This window comes from Sorangium sp. So ce448 (assembly GCF_051520915.1).
Taxonomy (GTDB): Bacteria; Myxococcota_A; Polyangia; order Polyangiales; family Polyangiaceae; genus Sorangium; species Sorangium cellulosum_B.
The window spans coordinates 8,580,071-8,601,784 of sequence record NZ_CP150343.1 but is presented as its reverse complement, the minus strand read 5'-3'; the positions used below and the strand labels follow the sequence as shown (position 1 = coordinate 8,601,784).

Below are 21,714 nucleotides of genomic sequence, written 5' to 3'. Positions count from 1 at the left end.
CATGACCTCGAACACGCCTGACGCGCAGCCCACGGCGGCGCCGGCGCGCGCGCCGCTCCCGCCGCTGCCGGCGGCCGAGGCGGTGATCGTCGGCGCCGGCGCGCGCGCGCCGAACGGGCTCACCGCGCTCCAGGTGACGATGAGCGTGCGCGCGCTGAAGATGGATCCGCGCGCCTCTCACCTCATCGATCGCGCTGGCGAGCCGATGGTGACCTGCCGCCTGCCGTCCATCGGCGACCACGTGATGGGCCTCGATCGGCTCGTCGCCCTCGGCGGCCCCGCGCTCACGCAGGCCGCCTTCCCGTGGCTGTCGGCCGAGCGGCAGCGGCGGCGGGCGGCGCGCCCGTTGCCGGTCGTCGTGGCGTTGCCGCCGAGGAGCCGCCCCGGCTTCGATCCGCGCCTCGAGTCGCAGATCCTCGCCGGCCTCGAGGCGCGCTCGCAGGTGCCGATCGACCACGCGCGCTCGGCCCTGGTGCTCGGGTGCCGCGGCGGCGCGGCGCAGGCGTTCGAGATCGCGCTCCAGCGCCTCGGCTCCGGCGAGCACGACGCGGTGGCGGTGGGCGGGGTCGACAGCTTCTTCGATCCCGACGCGCTGGAGTGGCTCGATCGCGAGCTGCGCTTGCACTCGATGCGCACGGAGAATGGCTTCATTCCGGGCGAGGGCGCGGCCTTCGTCGTCCTCGCGGCCCGCGGGCGCGCGGGCTCCCTGCCGCGCCTCGGGCAGGTGCTCGGCGTCGCGGTCGCCGCCGAGCCGCGGCCGTACGGGTCGGACGAGCCGTGCCTCGCGGCCGGCATCACGTCGGCCGTCAAGCGGGCGGCGGCGGCCGTCGGCGCGAAGGCCCGGCGGATCCCGTGGGTGATGAACGACGTCGTGAACGAGCGGCACCGCGTCGACGAGTGGAGCTACGTCATGGCGCGGGCCTTCGAGTCCTTCACGCCCGACGTGATCTGCGAGCAGCCGCTCCTCAAGACCGGCGATCTCGGCGCCGCGAGCGCGCCGTTGATGCTCGCGATGGCCACGGTTCGGTGGGGGACGCGCTGCGCGCCGGGTGACTGCGTCCTCATCGGCGCCCACGCCGAGGGCCCCGAGCGCGGCGCGCTCCTCGCCAGCCTCGATCCGGTCCGATGAGCTCCTCGAGCGCGCCCCCGCCCCCCTCGCCCGGGAAGAATGCGGCCGTGCTGGCCCAGCGGTCCATCGAGGACGCGCTCGCCCTCGTGCCCGAGATCCCGTTCCAGATGGACCGCGCCGGCATCGGCGATCGGCTGCGCCGGGCCGTGCAGTGCGCCTACGCGGTGCTCGACAGCGACGTGCTCGCGCCGGTCCACCACGACGGGCTCACCGAAGCGGCGGCGCTGGTGCGCGAGGCGCGCGCGCTGCTCGCGCAGGCCGGCGATCCCCGCGAGGCGTCGGCGCTCGACCGGGCGATCGGCGGGCTCGACCTGGCGACGTCGGCGCTCGCGATGGGCGCGACGGCCGTGGCGCAGATCCAGCTCGCGCGCCGGAGCGAGCTCACGGGCGGCGGTGCCCGGTCGAGCGAGCCGCCGCGCGAGCGGCCCTTCCGCGCGAGCCAGGGCACGCCGTCGCTGCACGCGTTCGCGCGGCGCCCGCTCGTCCCGGAGCTCGCGCTCGATCCGGTCGTCCCGCTGCGCGAGGCGCAGCCGCCGCCGCGTAAGCTGAAGCAGCCCGCGACGCTCGACGCGCTGAAGGCGTTCGCGGCGGCGGCCGCGACGGGCGAGATCGAGAAGAAGCTCGGCGAGGACGGCGGCGGCGCGGCCTCCGGCGCGGACCACGCGCCGGAGGCCGCCGCCGAGGAGCCGCCGCGCTTCGTCTACGAGCCCGCGATCGAGGAGGCGGAGATGCTCCGGCGCCTCGGGCGCGACTGCCTCGACGACATCGCCATCCACCGCGATCTGCGCACGCCGAACGCCATCGAGACGTGGCTGGATCAGGAGCCGTTCGAGCAGCGCCTGCTCGACAACCTCGACTGCTTCGCCAGCGTCGGCGCCGCGGCGCTGCCGCTCGTGTCGCTCTACTTCGCGGAGGCGAAGGCGCCGGATCCGGGGCGCGCGTTCGCCGTCGCGCTGGCGCTCGGCGCGATCGAGGGTCGCGACACGGTCGACGCGGCGGTGGCCACGCTGAAGCACAGCGCGCCGGAGACGTACCCCGGGTGGATCGAGGGCCTCTGGCTCGCGCCGAACCCCGAGATCGACGCGGCGATGGTCGATCTCGCGGCCGGCCCGCGCGCGCCGCTCGCCGCCCTGGCGCTCGAGGTGCTCACGCTCCGGCAGGCGGTGCCGTTCGAGCTGGCGTCGCGGCTCGCGTGGTCGGCGCGGCCCGAGCTCGCGGAGCGCGCGGTCCGCTCGCTCGCGGCGGCGGGCCCGCGCGACGAGGCGATCGCGGTGATCGAGGGCGTGCTCGCGTGCACGGCGAGCGACGCCGTGTTCCTCGCCGGCGCCGAGGCGGCGATGCGGCGAGGGCACGGCCCGACGCGCTCGCTCCTGCGCGCGACGCTGGCGGATCGGGCAAGCCCGGCGCGCGCCGCGGGCGTGGCGTGGCTCCTGTGCCTCGGCGGGAACGCGGGCGACCTCGGGCCGCTGCTCTCCTTCACCGGCGCGGCGCCGAGCGCGCGGCTCGCGCGCGGCCTCGGGCGCTTCGGGCATGTCGAGGCGCTCGGCTTCCTGGTGAGCCTGCTCGGCTCCGGCGACGAGCCGCTCGTGGAGGCGGCGGCCGAGGCGCTCGAGCGGATCACGGGCGCGGGGCTGCGCGAGACGGTCGAGGAGCCGTGGGAGGTGGAGCTGCCCCCCGAGGTCGAGGCGGCGGTCCTGGGCGAGGCGCTGCCGATCCCCGTGCGCAAGGTCGAGAAGATCGTCGCCGACCCCGCTCGCTGGGAGGTTTACCTGCGGCGGAGCGCGCGCCGGCTCGATCCGGAGGTGCGCATGCGCGGCGGGAGGCCGTTCGCGGTGATGTCGATCGTCGACGAGCTCGAGGCGAGGTCGACGCCCCCGCCGCGCCGCCACGAGGCCGCGCTCGAGCTCTGGATCGCGACGGGGATGGCCTCTGCGTTCTCGCCCGACGACTGGGTCGCGCGGCAGCGCGCCCACCTGGCGGAGCTCCGCGAGCGCGTGAGCGACGAGGGCTTCCCTGCGGGCAGGTGGGCGTTCGGGCTGACGCGCAGCCGCCCGGCCCCGCGCCCTCCCGCGAACGTGCCGAGGGCGTCGTTCGCCTCGACGATCGCGTTCTCCAGACCGGCGGATCCGGCGGGCGCGCTCCCGTTCGCCCCGCCGCCGGGCACGGCGCCGCCGGCCGCGCGGCCGGCCGCGTGGCCGACCGGCGACCGGGCGCTGCCGTTCGTGCCGCCTCTGCCTGTGCCGCCCGCGTTCTCCCCGCCCGCGCCACCTTCATCGCGGGCGCCGTTTCCCTCGGCGCACGCCGCGCCGCCTCCCGTGGCGCCCGCCGCCCCGCCTCCGGTGGCGCCGGCGGAAGGGGCGCCCTCGCCGGGGCCTGCGTCGGTGTCCCGCGCTGGCTCCTCGGTTCCTCCTGCCGGCGACGCGCCGTCCTTCGCCACGACGCAGATCGGGGTCCTGCGGCCGAAGGAGGAAGCGCCTGCGCCGCCGGTATCGGGCGGCCCGCCGCACGTGCCGCGCGACGTCCTGCCGTTCAAGAGAGTCGTCGCCGCGGAACCGGCGCCTGCGGGCGCGGACGCGAGGCAGTCCCTCGGCGGGCTGCCGTTCAAGCCGGCGGCGCCCGCAGGAGCCGGGAGCGCGGATGCGCGGCAGTCCCTCGGCGGGTTGCCCTTCAGGGCGCCGGCGGACGCTGGCGCAGCGGCCGCCGCGCCGGCCCTCACGCTCGAGCAGCACGCGTGGATCTCGGCCCGGCGCCTCGTTGAGCCGGCGAGGGGCGCCGAGATCCTCGCGGCGCAAGGCATCGCGGGCGAGGACGCCTGGCTCGCGGCCGACCGTGCGTGGCAGCAGCGCCTGCGCTCCGACCGGCCGCTCTATGAGCGCTGGCTCCAGCTGGTGGCCTATTACCGGGGACCGGGGCCCCGGTGACGTTCTGCGCCTGTCTCGGCGTTCGAACGACCCCAGGGCCGAGGCGCCAAGTACGCCGGCCGGCCCTCTGAGCAGGAGGTTCGGTGAGGCGGGTGCACCGAGGCGGGTGCACCGCCTCCGCGATGGCTTACTCGAGCACGGGGTGGTACCGCCCGCTTGGCGTGACGACGACGTGGGCCTGGAGCGGGACGTTCAGCGCGTAGGAGAGATCGCGAAGCTCCTCGGTCATCGCGTGGTCCTCCGCGGTCGGCGTCGGATCGCCGCTCGGGTGGTTGTGGGCCAGGACGAAGCTGACGGCCGCCATGTCCAGCGCCGTGCGCAGGATGGTCGAGCGACCTGCGTGGAGAGCGTCGTCGACGCCGCGGGCGAGCATGCGCGTCTCGCGCACGCGGCCGTGGCTGTCGAGCGCTGCGATCCAGAGCTCCTCGTGGACGAGGGGCGCGAGCCTCGGGCCGAAGTACCGCGCCACGCGTGCGGCGTCGGTGAGGAGCGCGCCTCGGCGAGCCCGCGCGGCGTGGGCGCGACGGCCGAGCTCGAAGGCCGCGGCGAGCCGCGTCGCGTCCACGAGCGCGATCTGGGTTCGCTCGGCGATGGCCGCCGGAGAGAGGCGACCAAGGGACGGGAGGGCGGCCGTGCCGAGGACGCGCGGCCCCACGGCCGGGACGCCGAGCACCATCTCGATCAGGCCGGCCTCGGTCGCGGTCGGGATCTCGGCCGCCGTCTCGGCGGGGGCGTCGACGGGTGCGCCGCTCATCGGGGCCACCTCCGTCGGCGGGTGAGGGAACGGGCGAAGAGGCGGCGAGCGAGGCGGAGCCGCGTGGCCACCGTCGGCCTCGGGATCGCGAGCTCCGCCGCGATCTCGCGCATCGTCAGGCCGGCGGCGGTGAGCGCCAGGACCTCGCGGAGCTCCGCGCGGAGACGGTGGAAGGCGCGGAGCAGCCCGCGCGCGACGATGCGCTCCTCCGGCGAGGGAGCTGCGAGGGCAGAGAGCCGGTCGGGATCGACAGCGGGCACCTCGTGCCGGCGGTAGGCCTTGTCGCGGTGGTGCGACGCCTGCCGCGACGCGACCGCGGCCAGCCAGGCGCGCAAGGCGTCGCCCGGCGGCTGATCGGGGGACGGCCGGAAGCGCCCGGCGCGCATGCTGCAAAAGGCGCCGAGCACGGTGTCCTGCGTGACGTCGTCGAGATCCGCGGCGCGGACGCCGCGGGCGCGCAGCGCGCTGCGGATGAACGGGCCCTGTTCGAGGAGCGCGGCGGCGTCGAGGTAGACGGCGGGGTGAAGCGGCTGGTGATGGGGCTGGGGCGGGCGGGCGAGCCGGCCGCGCGCCGTGGAGCGCGGCCGGCGGCGTGAGGGCGGATCGATCTCTTGGCCCTGTTCGGGGCGTGGACGTACTCTTTCCATGTCGGACCTCGTTGCTGCGGGGTTCGGCCACGCTGCCCGGACGGTTGGCGCCGTCGCGGGCAGCACTTGCTTGTACGGAGATTACGGTGGTGAAAGGGGACCGGGCAATCGAAATGTGCCCCAGCGGGCACTATTCCAGCTCGCACGAGAGCCGACGACCTCCCCATGGATGATCCCCGGCTGCAGGAGGTGCTCAACTTCATCGGGGCCAATGTCCGAAGGATCCGCCTCAAGCGCGGGATGACGCAGCAAGAGCTCGCCGACGCGGCCGGGGTCGGCCTCCGCAACCTCAAGAAGGTAGAGCACGCCCAGACCAACGTCGGGGTGGCCGTCCTCGTGAAGCTGGCCGACGTGCTCGGCGTCCGGCCTGGCGCGCTGTTCCGCCAGCAGGAGCTACCGCCGGTGAAGCGGGGCCGGCCGCGCAAGGCACGACCCCGCGAGCTGTGATCCCGAACGTTGGGCAAGCGCTTCGAGGCCGCTGCGGAACGAGGCGGCGCCCACGTCACGTGCCTGGCGCGCGGCATAGCCCATGGCACGCTGGCGCCCAGATCCTGGGCCGCCCGCCTGCTTCGGGACGGAGCTGCCCCGGTGGGCGTGACGATGACGGGATCGGCGAGGGGGGCCCATCGCGAGCGCGCGACGTGGACGCCCCCGGCCGAGCTCGAATCGTCCAGTGTGAAGCCCGCACGAACACGCGCTGGTCTCCTTGACAAGGCGGGGCAGCCGTCAGCTACGCTACCTTTCCACGATGAGTGGGGCCGGCACGACGGGGTGGGATCGGAGCTCAAGGCGCTCCCCGCTGACGCGGCGGTCAGCGGTCAAGGGGGCTGATGACGCCGAGAGCGCCACGGTCGACGACGTAGGTGTCGATCATCGTGATCCGCCCATCTTTGTGGCCGAGCAGCGTCTGGATCGTCCGGATGTCGATGCTCGCCTCGAGCAGGTGGGTCGCGAAGCTGTGGCGGAGGGGTTGGCATGTCGCGCGCTTGGCGAGCTCCGCCGCGCGTCCGGCATCGTGCACGGCCCTTTGCACTGCCGACATTTGTCGTCGATCGAGGTCGACGTCTTTGACGCGAATCGAAAGCGCTTCGAGGAGCCAGAGGCCGTTTCCGTAGAGGAGCTCGCCGATGAGCCGAAGAGGCGGGACGAGGTGTTCGAGCAAGGTGAGCGTCTCCTGCCGCGAGAGGACCGAGGGGGGGTGCTTCGGCCGGCGTGCGCGTTCGAGCGCTTCGAGCCGGGGTATCTGCAGGTCGAGAACCCGCTTGTAAAGGAAGAGGCGGGCGCACAGCGCTTGGTTCTGCGTGAATGCCGCGGTGCGGCGTGCGACTGCAAGCTCGTCGAGGATGGCCGTGACCTCTTCCGCGCCCATCTGCCGTGGGGGCTTGCCCCTGTGGAAGCGGATGGGTACCCAGCCGTCGGCACGAATCTTACGCGACGACACGCCGTCGCCGTCCGAGACCTAGCAACGGGAATACGCAGGTACGCAGCGGCGGCCTATCTCCGCGATCCCGCAGATAGGCTCCGGAAGGTCGCGGCCTATCATCTGAAAATGCGTAGATATGTCGCACGTTACAGCTGATTGCGACGTTCGGCGGACGGGCCTTGGGCGCTCGGGCTACCGTTCCCGTCCGCAGCACCGGTCCTACGCGCAACGCGAGCCCCATTGGTTGATCTCGCCGCTTGACGCCACTCGCGCCCTCTGAAACTGTTCAAGGGCGTAGAAGGTGGAACCTATGCCCTGTATCTACTGTTACGCACGGTCCCACGCGAGCCCGCATTGCCCCAGAAAGAAGAGCGCACCCAGCGTTTCCATCGCAAAGCCCCGCGCGACGACGACGACGACGACGACGCCCGTGCGCGCGCCAACGGCAGCGCGGGGGGGAGCCAGTTCGAGCAGTTCGAGCAGTTCGAGCAGTTCGAGCAGTTCGAGCAGTTCGAGCAGTTCGTCATCGACGAGGCCGATGACGCCCGTGCGCGCGCCAACGGCAACGCGAGGGGGAGCCAGTTCGAGCAGTTCGAGCAGTTCGTCATCGGTCGCCCGCGTCACCCCCCCCGATGTCTCCCTCATGGACACGAGAGACGTCATCCAGTCTTGGGTCGACCGCTACAAGGGCAGTGCCGAACTTCTCCATCAAGGCAAGCTGGACGAATATTATCGCCTCACGCAGAAGATGGCGGCACTTGGGATCGGCGTGACCGAGCTCGCGGCGATGACCCCGGCCCAGGTTTCAACGCTCGCGCGCGAAGTGGGCTACACCAACTATATCAATGCCAGCGCGTTGCGAGGATATGTCGAGGCCGTTCAGCACGCGGTCGATGTGCTGAACCGTGCCCACACGCTCGTTCCGAGCGACGGCAGGCTCAGCCTCGCCGTGTGCGGCTTCCTGAACAGTTTTCGCAACGAGTGCACCGCTGGGACGAGCGGCAAGCTGGAGATGTATCTCCAGAACGAGCATTTTCAGGCGATGAGAACCGTCGGGAGCTCCACCGTAGCCACGGTCGACTCGTCCAGCATCGACGACTTCACGTCCTCGCCCGATTCCCGCAACAAGAAGGAACTCGGGACTGAGTATATGCGGCTCTTCGGAAGGGCGGGTGGCGGAGACTTAGAGGCTTTCAATAGTTTCCTCCAGGGGCTGCAGAGCCGGGCCCATGCGGTTCGCATCCCGCAAATCCAATTCGTCCGGACGCACCGTGCGCAATTAATCGCAGAGATGGAGGGTAATTGGGAAGGGCCGCCGGAGTGGATGTAGCCGACGCCCACGGTCACGCGCGGCGACTCGCCGCCGAACAAGGCGCTGGTGCTGACCGCGCCTGCGGCGCGGCAGCACACCGCCGAGTCGTTCGGCCTGCGCCCGCCACGGGCGACTGCGCGCCTCGTGATCCGAGCGCGGCGGCCGCACAAGGAGGCCGCCGCGGCGCGGCGCGCGTGGCTCGCCGGCCGCCCGCCGTCGCGCGGAGTCGCGAGCCCTCGCGCAGCGGCGCGCCGCTTTCACCGAGCGCGCTCGCGGCGCGCGCCCTCGGCGCAGGCGCGGTCTCCCACCGCTTCCGCCCGCGCCGCGCCCAGGCCGAAGACCCGCGCCGCAGCCCCTCGCAGGCACTCCCGAAACGGCCAGCGCGCGCCGATGAGACCTGGCGCGGCTCGCCGACTTCGTGCGGTGCCTGGCGCGGGGCGCGAAGCTGGTCAGCCTGGTCTTCCCGGAGGAGAGCCCGGCTCTGGCGGAGCGCGACCGGCTGAGCGAGGCGCTCCTGCCGGAATAATGGAGGGATTGCGGCGGGGCCGCAGCGCTAGCCCGCCGCGTTCTCGATCCGGCGCGGTGTCAGACCGGCGCGCCCGTCGGCTCGACCGGCGCAGGCTCGGCCGACGCCGGCTCGTCCGGCGCGGCGGCGCTGCCGCGGCGCTTCGGGCGGAGCCGCCGCAGGGCGTTGCGGAACGAGGTGGCGCCGAAGCGGCGCTTGACCTCGGGCATGTCCCAGCAGGCGTTGACGCCGGCGGCGCGCGCCTCGTTCCCGAGCAGCGTGGCGTAGGTCACGATGGAGTTGCGGAGCACCATCGCCTCTTCCCGGTTGCGCAACCCGAGGATGCCGAGCAGGTCGCGGCCGCTCACCTCGTCGAGCAGCGCGCTGCCTTCGCGCAGGAAGTCTTCGGTGAGGCCGACGGGCGCAAGGCGGGCCTGGTGCTGTTGGGCGAGCCGGAGCAGCATGGCGAGATCGCTGGTCTCCTCGGTGAGCGTGCCGCTCGTGTTCACGTCGGCGAACTGCTCGGCGACGTCCGGCTCGAACGCGAACGCTTGGTCGGCGAACGCCTTGAGGCGCGCGCGCCACGGCCGGCTCGCCTTGATCACCTGGTCGATCGGCCGCACCTGATAGGCGCCGGTGCGCTTGCCCTCGCCGAACCAGAGGTTCGCCGTATCGAGGAGCTGGATGGCGCCGCGGAGCAGCGCGCGACGCTCGGGCCCATAGGCCTTGCTCGCGAGCGGCGCCTCGTGCTGGACGACGGCCAGATACAGATCCCGGAGCTCCGTGAGGGTGGTCGAGACGGGTTGGCTCGGCTCCATCACCTCGCGGACGATGCGGTCCATCTCGGGCCGCGCGGTATCAAGAAGGGCCTGGAACTCCGCGGGGGTCGCGACGGCGCGGGTCTCCTTCAGGACGGCGTGTTGTTCTTGTGAGAGTTCGATTCCCATAACCTACCTCCAGTGGGGGTGGCGAGCGGGCGAGCGTAACACCACGGTGGAGCTCGTCATGACCCGGACGGGCTCGGCCGTCCGGAGAGCACGTTGTCAACGCCGGGAGACTGCGCCGGCGCGCCCGGGGTGCTTCCCAGCTGGCCGGGGCGCGAACCCAGCAGACCGTGGAGCGCACCCAGCGAGCCGGAGAGCGCGTCCAGCGCCGCCGAGACGGCCGGGAATCGTGCCAGGCGATCCGAGGAGGCGTACCAGCAGATCCGGAGAGCCGTACCAGCAGGTCCGGGGAGGCGTACCAGCAGGTCCGGGGAGGCGTACCAGCAGCTCCGAGGAAGCGCACCACCAGGTCCGAGGAAGCCTAGCAGCAGGTCCGAGGAAGCGTACCAGCAGCTCCGAGGAGCCGTACCATCAGGTCCGAGGAAGCGTACCAGCAGGTCCGAGGAGCCGTACCAGCGAGTGCTGGCACGCGTCCCGGGGTTGCTGGGGGAGCCGCCGGGAGGTGCCGGCACGGCGCCAGGCGACGCGGCGCGGACAGGGTAGATTCAACTGGCTAGTTTGTGGTCACCGGATCGCCCTTGGTCCGGCCGCGCGTTCGCGCGTCAGCGCGCCGGAGTCACGGCTCGGTGAGCTTGATCTCTGGGAACCCGAGCCACTCCGCACCGAGCCACGAGAGCCGGCCCAAGTCCTCATAAATGCCGAGCATCGGCGGGATCAGTTGAAGCGCGCAGTACAACGCCTGGAAGGCATCGATGCCGACGCCGCTGGTCTTATGGGTCTTTCCCGCTCCAGCGACTTCCACGTCAGCTTCCCAGAACGGAGCGGATGGCCTTGGCCTGTACTCGGGTGCCCACACTCGAACTCGGATGCTTCCTTGCGTCCCGCTCGGAAGTGTCAGCTCGATGGTACGTTGCGCGATCACGTCCGCCATGCCCCACCAGCTAGCGCGCTCGTCGGTGATGTCAAGCGCCCTGGCTCAACAGGAGCTCAGGCACTTCCTCTGCCCGTTTTGTCGCGCCTGTTCACAGTAGCTCTTCAGGAGCACGGGCGCGCGCTCTTCACAATAAAGCTCCCATCGCGTCGACAGCGCGAAGCATGCAGTGGGGCAACTGGAACGACACTTCTTGTAGCCCGCGACTCGCCCTTCGTTGCCCTCCGACATGCAGTGAGCCACTTCCGGGCGTGTTAAGAATATATCCATCGCTGCCCCGCACATGAGGCGCCAGATATCGACCCCCTCGTCTATTGCGTCTTGGCACCTCTCTTCTGCTCCTGTGAGCAGTTCGCCCGACTCTAGGGTCTCCTCGTTCAATACGGTCTCTGGTTCTGTTGATGTGTCAACAGTGCACGAAGGGGCGGAACAGTAGATGGCGGCCACGGTGATAGCGTTGAATGTTCGCATGCCGCGTCTATTGCGATCTGCGTGCCGGGCTCATGTGTGCTTCCCTGAGGCGTGTTGCATCTCTTCCGAACTAGAAACCAAAGGCTTTAGGGCATGAACAGGTCACGTCGGGAACCGTCCTCTCGGTTCTCACAGCGGCTCCCACCAGCCTCTTTCCACGTCGACCGCCCTTCCTCTTTCTGCTCCTCTGCGTAGGTGACGACGTGCGATGTCCGGGAGGGAGCTGTGGGCCGATCCGGAGCAGCTCCGCGCCCGAGGCGTCGAGAGGTGCGTCGGCGAGCGCGGGTCCGTCGCTGGCGTCGAGGCGTGCGCCGGGGCCGTTGCCGGCGGGCGGAAGTCGGCCCGCTCAGCGCTGGCGTCTGCGGCGTGCATGGCGCCCGTGCAGGTAAGGCGGCCGCGGCGTCGAGGTCACCTCGCGGTCAGCAGCCCCTCCGCCGCCTCCCCCACAGCGCCATCGCCCCGACCAGCGCCGCGCCCAGCGCCGCGCCTGCGCCACGAGCGCCGGACCCGCGCCGCGGCTCGGCGCCCGCGGCCTCGCACGCGCAGCCTCCGCCCAGCTGGAGGATGAGCGGGGCCTGCTGCGGGCCTTCACACAGGTCCACCGTGAGCGGCCGCGGCGCCGTCCGCGTGACCCCTTGCCTGAGCGGCGTCTCGAGGTTGCCCGTGTTCTGGTTGTCGTGATGGAGGCTCTCCCAGGCGATGAGCGCGCCCGTCGTCGCGTCGGTGTGCCAGGCGAAGAGCCAGCCGTCGCGCGTGCCCACGGCGATCTCCAGCGTGCCGTCGCCGTCGATGTCGCCCACGGCGGGCGTCGTGGTGATCGACTGGCCGGTGAACTTCGGGAACCCGCGCGGCTCCCGGCCGCACCCGTCGAAGGCATGAAGGAAGTAGCCGCTCGATCCGCTCAGCACCTCGGGGTAGCCGTCGCCGTTCAGATCGACGACCGCCTGGCTGCCCGAGATCGCGTAGTCCTCGAGCACGAACGGGGCGCGAGGCAGCATCGCGCCCGACCTGCCGCTCCAGACGGCGAGCAGGTGAGGCCCCGGCTGCGTCGCCCCCTGCGCGCCCGCGAGGGCGAGCGCGGCCGCCTTCGAGGCGCCCGCGGCGATGACGTCGGGGGTGCCGTCCTGATCGATGTCGCCGAGCGCAGGTTGCGACAGCAGCGGGATCATCGTCCGGGCGCCGGCGGCGGGCGAGAGGGGGCCGAACGTCGGGTCGAGCCCGGCCGGGGAGCCGTCGCTCGCCCGCGGCAGCGCGCCCGCCGGCGTCGCCAGGAGCTCGCGCTGCTCGCCGGGTGAGGCCGGGAGGACGAGCGGCGGCGCGCCGTTGCCCTGGACGACGCCCGCCAGCGCGCCGTCGAACCGCCCGACGACGCCCGAGGCCATGAGCCCCTCCGCGGCGAGCGGGTCGAACGAGAGAGACGGCACCGTGATGGGCCACCCAGCGAGCACGGGCCCGGAGGGCGCGGTCGTGCCCCGCCCATCGATCACGTAGACCGCCCCGGCCTCGCCGTCCTCGCCGAGCCGCTCGCTCGACGCGACAAGCAGATCCGGCAGCGCGTCGCCGTTGAAGTCGGCCACGGCGGGCGTCGCGAGGAGGCGGCTCCGCGCCGGCTCCTCGGCGAGCGGACCCGCGTAGTGCACCTCGACGGGAAAGCCGCGCAGCGCGTTGCCATCCCTGTCGAACGCGTGGACCGTGCCGTCGAACGCCGCCTGGATCACGTCGAGCCGCCCGTCGCCGTCGAGATCCGCGAGGACCGGCGAGGCGAAGGCCCCGCGCGCGATCCGCGCGGCCGCCGACATGCACGGCGCGCTCGCCGGAGCCCCGGGATCGAGGGGGCAGGAGGGGATCTCGGGCAGGCGTTTCGGCCACCCCCGTCGGTCGCCGCCGTCCGCGCCGATGACGTAGATCGTGCCCGGCCAGGTGGAGATCGCGATCTCCTGCCTGCCGTCGCCGTCGAGGTCCGCGATGGCGGGCGCGCTCAGGATCGGCTCGCGGCCGAGCTCGCTGTTCACCTTGCTGTACGCGGGGGCGCCGAGGTAAGCGGGCGTGGCCGGGGACGCCGGCGGATCGAGCAGGCCGTCGGTGACGCGGGTCATGTACGGGAACCGCGGCAGCGGCTGCGGCCCCTTCGGCGTCATCTTCAGCACGTGCAGCGCGCCGCCGGCCGTCGGGTAGACGAGATCGAGGACGCCGTCGCCGTCGATGTCGGCCATCTTCGGGCTACCCTCGCCGCTGTCGCCGACGTGGACGGGGAAGCCCTGGACCAGCGTCGGATCGCTGTCGACGTGGACCGTGCGCCGCGCCTCGCTCTCCACCTTGCCGGTGGCGTAGTGGGCCCTCGCTCGGACGCGCACCGTGATCGCGCGATCGTCCTCGCCGTGGGGACTGTCGGGGTCGCGGAGGTGGGACGTGTCGATCGTGCGCACGTCGAGCGAGGCGATCGGGCCCTCGGCGCCGGTGACGACCGTCGGCGCGACGTTCGTCTCCTTGTGGATCACCTTGAAATCCGCCGCGAGCGGCTGCGCGCCTGCCGCCCACTCGACCCAGTAGTCGTACGCCATCGCCCGCTTCGCGGAGATGGTGCCCTCGATTGGCACCGGGCCCTGGACCTGATCCTTGTAGACGACCTCGAACCACCGAGGCGACGTGATGTCGACGGCGGGCGGCACGCGCCCCTCGCGGAGCGCCTCCACGGCGCGGTTCGCGTTGACGCGGCCGTGGCCGAACCGCTGCTCGAACCCCGCCTGCGAGAAGCGGTACAGCGACCCGGGCTCCTGCGACTCCGGCACGGCGATGTCGTCGGCGGTCGCGACGAGCAGGCCCTGCACCTCCCCCGGGGACAGGGACACGCCGCGGTCGAGGGCGACGGCGTAGAGCAGCCCCGCGACGCCGGCGAGCTCGGCGGTCGCGTCGCTGGCGCAGCCGGGGCTCGACACGGCGAGCACGTTGTTGCCGCCGAAGCTCGAGCACGGCGACGCGTCGACGAACGTGGTCGACGTCGCGACGCTCTGGCCGTCGTGGCGGACGGCGCTCACGGGCAGCGCGTGGTTGCTCGTCGCGGGCACGCTGTGGTGGCGCGAGCCCTCGTTGCCCATCGACGCGACGACGAGCGTCCCCTGGGCGTGGGCGTAGTCGAGCGCCGCCTGGACGAAGCCGGTGTTGTCGACAGCGGTCACCGGGCACTGCACGACGTTCGCCCGGCTGTCGGCCGCGTAGAGGAGCGCCTTCGCGAGGTCCTGCGCGTCGGCGACGTGGCTCTCGCCGACGCGCAGCGGGATGAACCTGCACTGCGGGCACACGCCCGCCCCGCCCAGCTGGTTGTTCGTCTGCGCGGCCGACGTCTTCGCGCCCTCGGTGCCGTGGCCGTTGCTGGCGTCGTCGAACGGATCGTTGTCGTTCTTGAAGAAGTCCCAGCCCGCGATGTCGTCGACGTAGCCGTTCCGATCGTCGTCGATCCCGTCCGAGAAGTTGAGGATGAGGTCGCCGGCGTCGAGCTGGCCGTTCCCGTTCCGATCGCCCTGCGGCCGCCCCTCCGACGCCGCGGGCGTGAGCTCCGGCGTGTCCCTGTAGTCCGCGACGGAGAGGACCCCATCGCCGTTGCAGTCGAAGCCCGCGAGCGCGCCGTCACCGCCGCACGCCGCGCCGTCCGCGCGCCGCGGCATGTGGGCCGCGAGCTCGCCCTGGTTGAGCCACACCTTCTCCAGCAGGTCCCCCTCTCCCCAGAAGATCCCGGAGTCGGCGACGGCGATCCTGACGCGCGGGTCCCCCTGGGTGAAGCGCCAGGCGAGATCGATCGCCATGCCGGCCGCGGACTCCTCCGGCCGGACGTAACCGCTCGGGGCCGGGATGAACGAGTAGAAGCCCCACTGTCCGCTCTGCGTGACCGACGTGCCGTAGTCCGGGTCGTTCGGCCAGTGCTCGGGCTCGGCCATGTCCGCTGCGCTGGCCGACGCGGGCGGCGGCCAGCCGCCGGACGCGTCGGATGGAACGAGCGCGCCCGCCGCGGCGCCGCCGAGCGCCCCCAGAAGAGCAAGCGAGGGAAAGCAAGTGCAGCGCATGCCGAGACCCTACCATCGGTTCGCGCGCGCGAGGCAACCGCCGCCTCCAGCAGGAAACCGGCGCTTTCACCGCGCCCGGGCCCGGATCGCGTCGGCCTTCGCGCCGCGCGCGACCCGCGCGCCGCGCGCCGCGCGCGACCCGACGCTGCCGCGGCGTTGCGGCGTTTACCGCGCGCAGGCCGCCGGCGTCGGATGCTCGGCGCAGTACGCGCTGTCGTCCGGCGGGCCGATGCGCAGCACGACGCTCTGCGACGCGAGGCGCGGCCGCGCGCCGCAGACGTCGGCCATCTCGGCCTCCGACGGCGCGCACACGCCGGCCTCGTTGGGCACGGTCCAGGCCTGACCGGTGCCGTAGATGAGGTTGAGCGCATAGCTCCCCTCGGGCAGGCAGCCGAACGCGACCTCGATGGTGCGCCCGAACTGCCGGCTCAGCGCCTCCTCGACCTGGGCCACGTCCCGCTCCGCGATGATGTCGTTGCCTTCCTTGTCGGTCTTGTGGCTGAGCACGAGCACGCCCCCCCGCTCCGGCTCGGTCGGGTGCATGCACAGCGCGGCGGGCCGGACGCCGATGAGCGCGCTGTCTCGCGGCTCGTTCAGCGGCTCCGGGCCGAGCGTGGCCGTGGTCACGAGATCGTCGTAGATCGTGAGCCCCTGGAGGATCACAGCGGGCGCGGCCTGGCTGGTCAGCGGCTCCTCGTCGTCCTGCTTCGCGAACACCGAGATCGGGAAGAGCGCCGGGATCAGGGCCGAGTCGGGGACATGATCGTCGCCGTCGATCGCCCCGTCGCCGTTCACGTCCTGCCGCGCGTAGAGGAGGGTCGGCGCGGGCTCGCCGCCCACCGGCAGCGAGAGCGGGGGCTTCGCCGCGCGCGCGACCTCGCTGTCCGGCACCCCCGCGGCGAGCCGCAGGCGCAGCAGCGACGCCTCGGTGCCGGCGGGGTTGGCCGGGCTGAACGTCTCCAGCTGGAAGTCCGAGGCCATGACCACCTCGCTCGGGCTCTGCGTGACGCCGGACGCCGGCGCGAGCACCTCGGCGAGGTGGAAGAGCGGCCGCTCCAGCGGGAGCGGGAGGCCGAGGGTGACGGCGATGCCGCTGATGCGTGTGCCCGTCTCGGGGATGGGGGCGGCGATCGTGATCGCGCGGTACCGCGGGGCGGCGCCATCGAGCACCTCGGTCGCGTTCTCGATCGCACCTCCGGCCACGTCGCCCCGGGTCGGCAGGTTGGCGATGCTGAAGGTGGGGTCAAAATTGCCGTCGTGGTCGTAAAAACCGCGGACCTGGTAGGTGCCGGCGGCCAGGGGCGAAAGCCTCCAGGTAGCGCTCACGGTGACGGGCGGCTCGTCCGGCTCGGGGCAGTGGAGCGCGCCGTCCTCCGAGCGATCGAGCGCGGCGCCCAGGCCTCCGAAGAGCTCGTCGCCGGGGATCACGTCGATGCTCGCGGCCGAGGTGCCGAGCCCCTCGGGCGGCGGCAGCAGGCGCGTGTCGAAGCCGAGCACGATCGCGGCGCCGACGACGTGGCCGTCCTTCGTGCAGGGCCGGGGTCCGGAGTACGTCACCGTGCCGTCGAGCACCCCGGCGGGGCCGCTCTGGTCCGGCAGCGGGACGAAGACCTCCACGTCGTCGCAGCCCGGGAGGGCCGCGAGGAGCGCGCCGAGCAGGAGGAGACCGGTGCGGGGGCTGGGTCGGAGCATGGCCTTGCCTAGAGCGAGTAGCTGAAGAATCCCATGAAGCGCCGGCCGATGCGGTTGCCGAACGGGTGCATCTGCAGCGCGTTGTCGCCGAGCCCGTCGAGCGCGTTGAACACGGTCGCGGAGATCTCGGCGCGGTCCAGGAAGCGGTAGCCGACGCGCGCGTTGAGCAGCGTGTACGCGGGCAGCTCGTACTGTTTCGTGGCGATGACCGTCCCCGTCGGGACCTGCTCGGCCCACACCTGCGAGGACTGGTAGTGGAGCGTGATCTCGCCGTCGACGCCGATCGGCGTGCGGACCTGGACCCCGGCGTTCACCTTGTGCCGGCTGGTGCGCGCGTCCTCGAGCGCGTCGCGCCCGTCCGGGCGCTGGTGCACCGAGCGGTTGAGCGCGTAGTTGGCGAAGATGTCGAGCCCCTCGATGGGGTAGACGCGGCCGCCGAGCTCGCCGCCGAAGACGTGGTAGACGTCGCTCTGGTTCTCGAAGCCGCCGAAGCCGGAGGTGTATCTCCCCGTCTCCGGGTTCAGCCCCCCGGACCCGTGCGCACGCTGCGAGAGGGTCGTGCGCTGCGGCTCGGCGAGCACGATGAGATCGCTCACGCGGTTGTAATACGCGGTGACCTCGAACTCGAAGTAATCGCTCTGCTGGTTCAGGTAGCTCGCCTCGGCGGTGATGATCTGCTCGGGGTCGATGGGGCGCTCGGAGCTGCCCGGCGTCCTCGAGGTCGAGAGGAGCTCGAGGCCGGGCAGCGCGAGCTGGATGGGCAGGTCGACGTAGGCCTCGAGCGACGTGGGCGAGCGGAACGCCGTCGAGCCGGAGAGGCGGATCGCCTGGCGCTCGGTCGGCTTGACGATGACGGAGCCGCGCGGCGACGGGATGAGCCGCTCCAGGTAGGGCACGTAGTCGAGCCTCCCGGACGCGACCACCGTGACGCGCTCGCCGAGCTTCATCGAGTCCTGGAGGAACACCGAGCCCTGGTGCTCGAGCGGCATGTCGTCCTCGAGGTAGCTCCACGACGTCGCCTTGAGCCGGTAGCCGAGGCCAATGTGGAAGTCGTGCACGACGGGGGCGGGCGCGCGGAGCGTCTTCACGAACTCGAGCTCGGCGTTCACGACGTGCTGCTGCGGCCGCCCTGCGAACAGGGTGTGCCCGAGGTAGGCGGCGTTGAGCAGCGAGTACCCGTCGAGGTTCGAGTAGTACGTCCGCGCGTTGACGTTCTCGCTGCGGTACGCGACCGCGACGTCGGCGTTGGCGACCTCCAGGTTGTAGTCGTTGAAGGGGCCGATGCCGTAGATGTCGAGCTCGCTCCGGGCGTAGCCGGCGCCCACCGTGAGCTCGCGCTGCGGCCCGAGCCGCTGCGAGGTCCGGAGGTCGATGCGGACGTTCTGCGCGCCGAGATCCTGGCTCTGGCCGCTCGTCTCGAGGTCGATGCGGTCGTCCGCGACCTCGCGCGACCACCGGGGGTAGCGGGTGTAGCCCGCGGAGAGGCGGTACGCGAAATCGCCCTCGCGCGCGGAGGCCCACACCGACGCGTAGCCCTGCCGGTGATCGCCGTAGCCCGCGCGGAAGCCGCTCTTCCCGACGCCCGGCTCGATCGTGATGATGTTGACGATGCCGGCGAACGCGTCGGCGCCGTAGAGCGCGGAGCCCGGGCCGCGCACCACCTCGATGCGCTCGATCTGATCCACGTCGATCGAGAGCGCCTCCCAGAAGGTCGAGCCGAGCACGTCGTTCTTGACCGTGCGCCCGTTCACGAGGACGAGGATCTTGTTGGCGAGGCGGCTGTTGAAGCCGCGCATCGACACGTTCTCGTCGCCGCCCGTGATTTGCATGACGTCCATGCCGGCGACGCGCCGGAGCAGCTCGGGGATGCGCGTGATCCCGGAGAGCCGGATGTCCTGCCGGGTCACGATGGTCGTCGAGTTCGGGGAGTCGAGCGGGCTCTGGGCGCCGCGCGAGGCGGTGACGACCGTCTCCTGGTAGACGTCCTCGGTCCGCGCCGCGCCGACGATCCTCGCGGCGTCGCCGGGGGCCGCCTTCGATCCCGCCCCTGGCGCCTTCGTCGCGGCCGTCGCGGGCGCGCCCTGCGCGGCGGGCTCCCCGGCGGGGGGCGGCGGGGCGGGCGCCTCGCCCGGGGCGGGCTGCTGCGGCGACGGCTGCTGCGGCGGCGCGGGCGCCGGCGGCTGCTTCGGCTCGGGGATCGCCGCGGCGCGCTGCGCGGCGAGGCGCTGCTCCAGCTGCTCGACGATCCGCGTCACCTGCTCGCGGTCCGCGGGATCGCTCGCGATGTACTCGCGGTAGGCGGCGAGCGCCTGCTCGATGTGGCCGGCCTCGGCGTGCGCGCGCGCGATGTTGAAGGTGACGTTCGGGTGCGGGAGGATCTCGTTGGCCTTCTGGAGCTGCCGGATGCCCTCGTCGAACTGCTTCTGGGCGATGAGATCCATGCCTGCCCGGAAGTGGAGGCGCGCCTCGGTGCGGGCGTCGGCGAGCGCGCCGCGCGCGGCGGTCATGGCGCCGAAGGCGACGGCGCAGGCGAGGAGCTTCCGCCGGAGCGCCGTCGCGCCGCGCGGCCGCGCCGCGCGGGCGTCGTCGGTCGGGTCGAGCGCCGCGACGTCGTCGCGGCGGCGGTGCGAGCAGGAATCGGAAGACGACATGAGTTCGCCCTGTCCTCAGCGGGGCCGGGGAGCGAAGGCGATCCCGGCGAGAGCTCGGGAGCGCTGACGGCGCTGCTCCCCACGTCACACCGAACACTTCATCGACGGGTCCACGCGGGGAGCGTCCGGTGAGCTCCTCGCGCGAACGCGAAGCCGCTGCGGCCATGGTAAGAGGTCGCAGCCGCGAAAGCGCGGCGACTCTACCAGAAGAGCGGCCGGGGCGCGTCCGCGCCCTCGTCAGTAGGGGTTGCTCTTGTACGGCTCGGGCTTCTGGATGTTCGCCCTGGGCTTGCTCGGGGTCGCGGGCGCCGGGAACGCGGCCGGGTCGAGCTTCGCGCGCACCTTCTCCTCGGCGCCGGAGACGCGCACCGTGGCGGGCTTGTAGCCCGGCTTCTCGAACACGAGCTCGTGCTCCAGCGCGAGCGCGGCCGCGGCCCCTCGCCAGACGATCTCGCACGGCGTCTCGGCGCAGAGCTCCTTGTTGCCTTCCCTGACGGCCGCGCCGGGCGGCGTGCTCTCGATGTGCAGCCCGCGCGCCGCGGGCGCCGGCGCTGCCGGGGCTGCCGCTGCGAGCGGAGGAGGGCTCACCGCGCCCTGCTCGTGTGCCGCCGCGCTCGTGTGGGCGACCGGCCCGCGCGCCAGCATGGCGGCGGCGACGCCGACCCCGACCGAGGCGAGCGCCCAGGGGATGACCTTTCGGCCTGGGCTTACGCCGGTCTGGGCGGAGGAGTGCCCCTCCGCGGGCGGCGCAGGGCGCGACCCCATCGCGTCGGTGATCGACGGGGGGACGAAGACGGGCGCCGCCGGCGGCTTGAGGGCGCTGTCCGTGGCGAGGGGGCCCGTATAGGTCGCGGGTGAGCTCGCGGGGGGCGACGAGTACGGCGTGGAGAGGCCCGGAAAATCGCTCGTCGTCGAGAGCGGAGCGGCCGACGGGTACGGCGTGGCCGACGGACGCGAAGGCGCCGATGGGTACGGCGTGGCCGACGTAGACGAAGGCGCCGACGGAGACGGATACGAAGGCGCCGACGGGTACGCCGTGGCCGACGTATACGAGGGCAGCGACGCGCGGTAGCCCGTCGTGCCGGACAGCATGGGCGGGTTCTCGCCCGTGTCTCGCGTGGAGATGCCGCCTGCGGTGAACTTGAGCGCGTTGACGAGCTCGTTCATCGACGAGAAGCGATGCGCCGGGTCCTTCTCCAGGCAGCGATAGACGATCCCCTCCATCGTCTGCGAGATGGAGAGCTGCGGGTTGTGGGCCTGCATCGGCGGGATCTGGTCGTGGACGTGCGACATGAGCGTCCCGACGCCCGCGCCCTTGTCGAAGGGCACCTGGCCCGACAGCATCTCGTACATCATCACGCCGAGCGCGTAGATATCGGTGCGCGCCGAGACCTCGCTGTCGGTGATCTGCTCGGGCGCCATGTACTTGGGCGAGCCCATGAACAGGCCCTGTTGCGTCAGGTCCTCGCCGCTCTGGGTGTCCTTGACGAGCCCGAAATCGAGCACCTTCACGTGATCGTGCTCGTCCTCGTGATCGACGAGCAGCACGTTGCCCGGCTTGAGGTCGCGGTGCACGACGCCGAGCCCGTGCGCCTCGCGGAGCGACCGGCAGATCTGGCGCGCGATGTGGGCCGCGCGCGCCTCGGAGAACGGCCCTTCCTCGCGGAGCACGCGGTGCAGGGTCTTCCCCTCGATGTACTCCATCGCGATGTAGTAGATATCGTCGTCGCTCTGGCCGTAGTCGAACACGGTGACCGTGTTCGGGTGCGTGAGCTTCGCCGCGATCGACGCTTCGAGGAAGAAGCGCCTGTGGAACTCGGGATCGTGGTCGCCCTCGTACTTGGGGCTCAGCACCTTGAGCGCGCAGATGCGGCCGAGCGGCGCCTGCTCGGCCCTGTACACCTTCCCCATGCCGCCGCGGGCGATGACGCTGACGATCTTGAAGCGGCCGTTGATGACACGCCCCAGCAGCGGGTCTGTCGCGGCAGCCCTCGAGACCTTCGAGCTGCCGGTTACCTCTCGCTGTCGGCTATCAGGCATGTCGCGCCTCTCCTCGGGCAGCGGGAGGAGGTGAAGATTGGACACACAGCAGCCGCCTCGCGAGCAGTGTGACTGAGGCGACTCTGAGGTGTCAATCTGCAGTGCCACGATACAAGCAGGAAATGCGTGGAGCGTGGTGCGCTGCCGTCCGTGCGGTCGGTGAGGCGTGGCGGGCCGCGCGAGGCTGAACGTCGGTGACGCTGGCGCGTCGCTGTGCGGTGAAGAACGTAGACGGA

Annotated in this window: 14 protein-coding genes; 4 read left to right on the top strand and 10 right to left on the bottom strand. The window is 72.2% G+C overall.

Annotated features, from left to right (window positions below; translation table 11 throughout):
- Position 1 precedes the first annotated feature (1 nt).
- Positions 2-1,129 carry a beta-ketoacyl synthase N-terminal-like domain-containing protein gene (locus tag WMF45_RS32445; RefSeq protein ID WP_437708914.1) on the top strand — a complete coding sequence of 376 codons (1,128 nt, stop codon included), beginning with the start codon at positions 2-4 and terminating at the stop codon, positions 1,127-1,129.
- Positions 1,126-4,050, top strand: a complete 2,925-nt coding sequence (locus WMF45_RS32440) for a hypothetical protein (protein WP_437708913.1) — start codon at positions 1,126-1,128, stop codon at positions 4,048-4,050. The genes WMF45_RS32445 and WMF45_RS32440 overlap by 4 nt, the downstream gene beginning before the upstream one ends.
- Positions 4,051-4,177: 127 nt before the next feature.
- Here WMF45_RS32440 and WMF45_RS32435 read toward each other — a convergent pair whose 3' ends face one another.
- Both WMF45_RS32435 and WMF45_RS32430 read right to left on the bottom strand, forming a co-directional pair.
- Positions 4,178-4,804, bottom strand: a complete 627-nt coding sequence (locus WMF45_RS32435; RefSeq protein ID WP_437708912.1) for a JAB domain-containing protein — start codon at positions 4,802-4,804, stop codon at positions 4,178-4,180.
- Positions 4,801-5,451: a sigma-70 family RNA polymerase sigma factor gene (locus tag WMF45_RS32430; protein WP_437708911.1), complete on the bottom strand. Its 651-nt coding sequence runs from the start codon at positions 5,449-5,451 to the stop codon at positions 4,801-4,803. Before WMF45_RS32430 ends, WMF45_RS32435 begins: the two co-directional genes overlap by 4 nt.
- A gap of 165 nt (positions 5,452-5,616) precedes the next feature.
- Here WMF45_RS32430 and WMF45_RS32425 point away from each other — a divergent pair, with 165 nt between their 5' ends.
- Positions 5,617-5,898: a helix-turn-helix domain-containing protein gene (locus WMF45_RS32425; RefSeq protein WP_437708910.1), complete on the top strand. Its 282-nt coding sequence runs from the start codon at positions 5,617-5,619 to the stop codon at positions 5,896-5,898.
- Positions 5,899-6,262: 364 nt separating this feature from the next.
- On the opposite strand, the gene WMF45_RS32420 is transcribed toward WMF45_RS32425, so the two are convergent.
- On the bottom strand, positions 6,263-6,892 hold the full coding sequence (locus tag WMF45_RS32420; RefSeq protein WP_437708909.1) for a tyrosine-type recombinase/integrase: 630 nt from the start codon (positions 6,890-6,892) through the stop codon (positions 6,263-6,265).
- Positions 6,893-7,201: 309 nt separating this feature from the next.
- Positions 7,202-7,498, bottom strand: a complete 297-nt coding sequence (locus tag WMF45_RS32415) for a hypothetical protein (RefSeq protein WP_437708908.1) — start codon at positions 7,496-7,498, stop codon at positions 7,202-7,204.
- A gap of 19 nt (positions 7,499-7,517) precedes the next feature.
- On the opposite strand from WMF45_RS32415, the gene WMF45_RS32410 reads away from it, so the two are divergent.
- A complete protein-coding gene (locus tag WMF45_RS32410) occupies positions 7,518-8,204 on the top strand; it encodes a hypothetical protein (RefSeq protein ID WP_437708907.1) in 687 nt (228 codons plus the stop codon).
- Positions 8,205-8,771: 567 nt separating this feature from the next.
- On the opposite strand, the gene WMF45_RS32405 is transcribed toward WMF45_RS32410, so the two are convergent.
- From WMF45_RS32405 to WMF45_RS32380, 6 genes are all read right to left on the bottom strand, one after another.
- A complete protein-coding gene (locus WMF45_RS32405; protein WP_437708906.1) occupies positions 8,772-9,638 on the bottom strand; it encodes a hypothetical protein in 867 nt (288 codons plus the stop codon).
- Between the two features lie 613 nt (positions 9,639-10,251).
- Complete coding sequence (locus WMF45_RS32400; RefSeq protein WP_437708905.1) at positions 10,252-10,566, bottom strand: DUF6968 family protein; 315 nt, start codon at positions 10,564-10,566, stop codon at positions 10,252-10,254.
- Between the two features lie 890 nt (positions 10,567-11,456).
- Positions 11,457-15,095, bottom strand: a complete 3,639-nt coding sequence (locus WMF45_RS32395) for a S8 family serine peptidase (RefSeq protein WP_437708904.1) — start codon at positions 15,093-15,095, stop codon at positions 11,457-11,459.
- A 165-nt stretch (positions 15,096-15,260) separates the two neighbouring features.
- Complete coding sequence (locus WMF45_RS32390) at positions 15,261-16,787, bottom strand: hypothetical protein (protein WP_437708903.1); 1,527 nt, start codon at positions 16,785-16,787, stop codon at positions 15,261-15,263.
- Between the two features lie 8 nt (positions 16,788-16,795).
- On the bottom strand, positions 16,796-19,438 hold the full coding sequence (locus WMF45_RS32385; protein WP_437708902.1) for a TonB-dependent receptor domain-containing protein: 2,643 nt from the start codon (positions 19,436-19,438) through the stop codon (positions 16,796-16,798).
- A gap of 237 nt (positions 19,439-19,675) precedes the next feature.
- Positions 19,676-21,478, bottom strand: coding sequence for a protein kinase domain-containing protein (locus tag WMF45_RS32380; RefSeq protein ID WP_437708901.1), 1,803 nt, complete (start codon positions 21,476-21,478; stop codon positions 19,676-19,678).
- Positions 21,479-21,714: the final 236 nt, after the last annotated feature.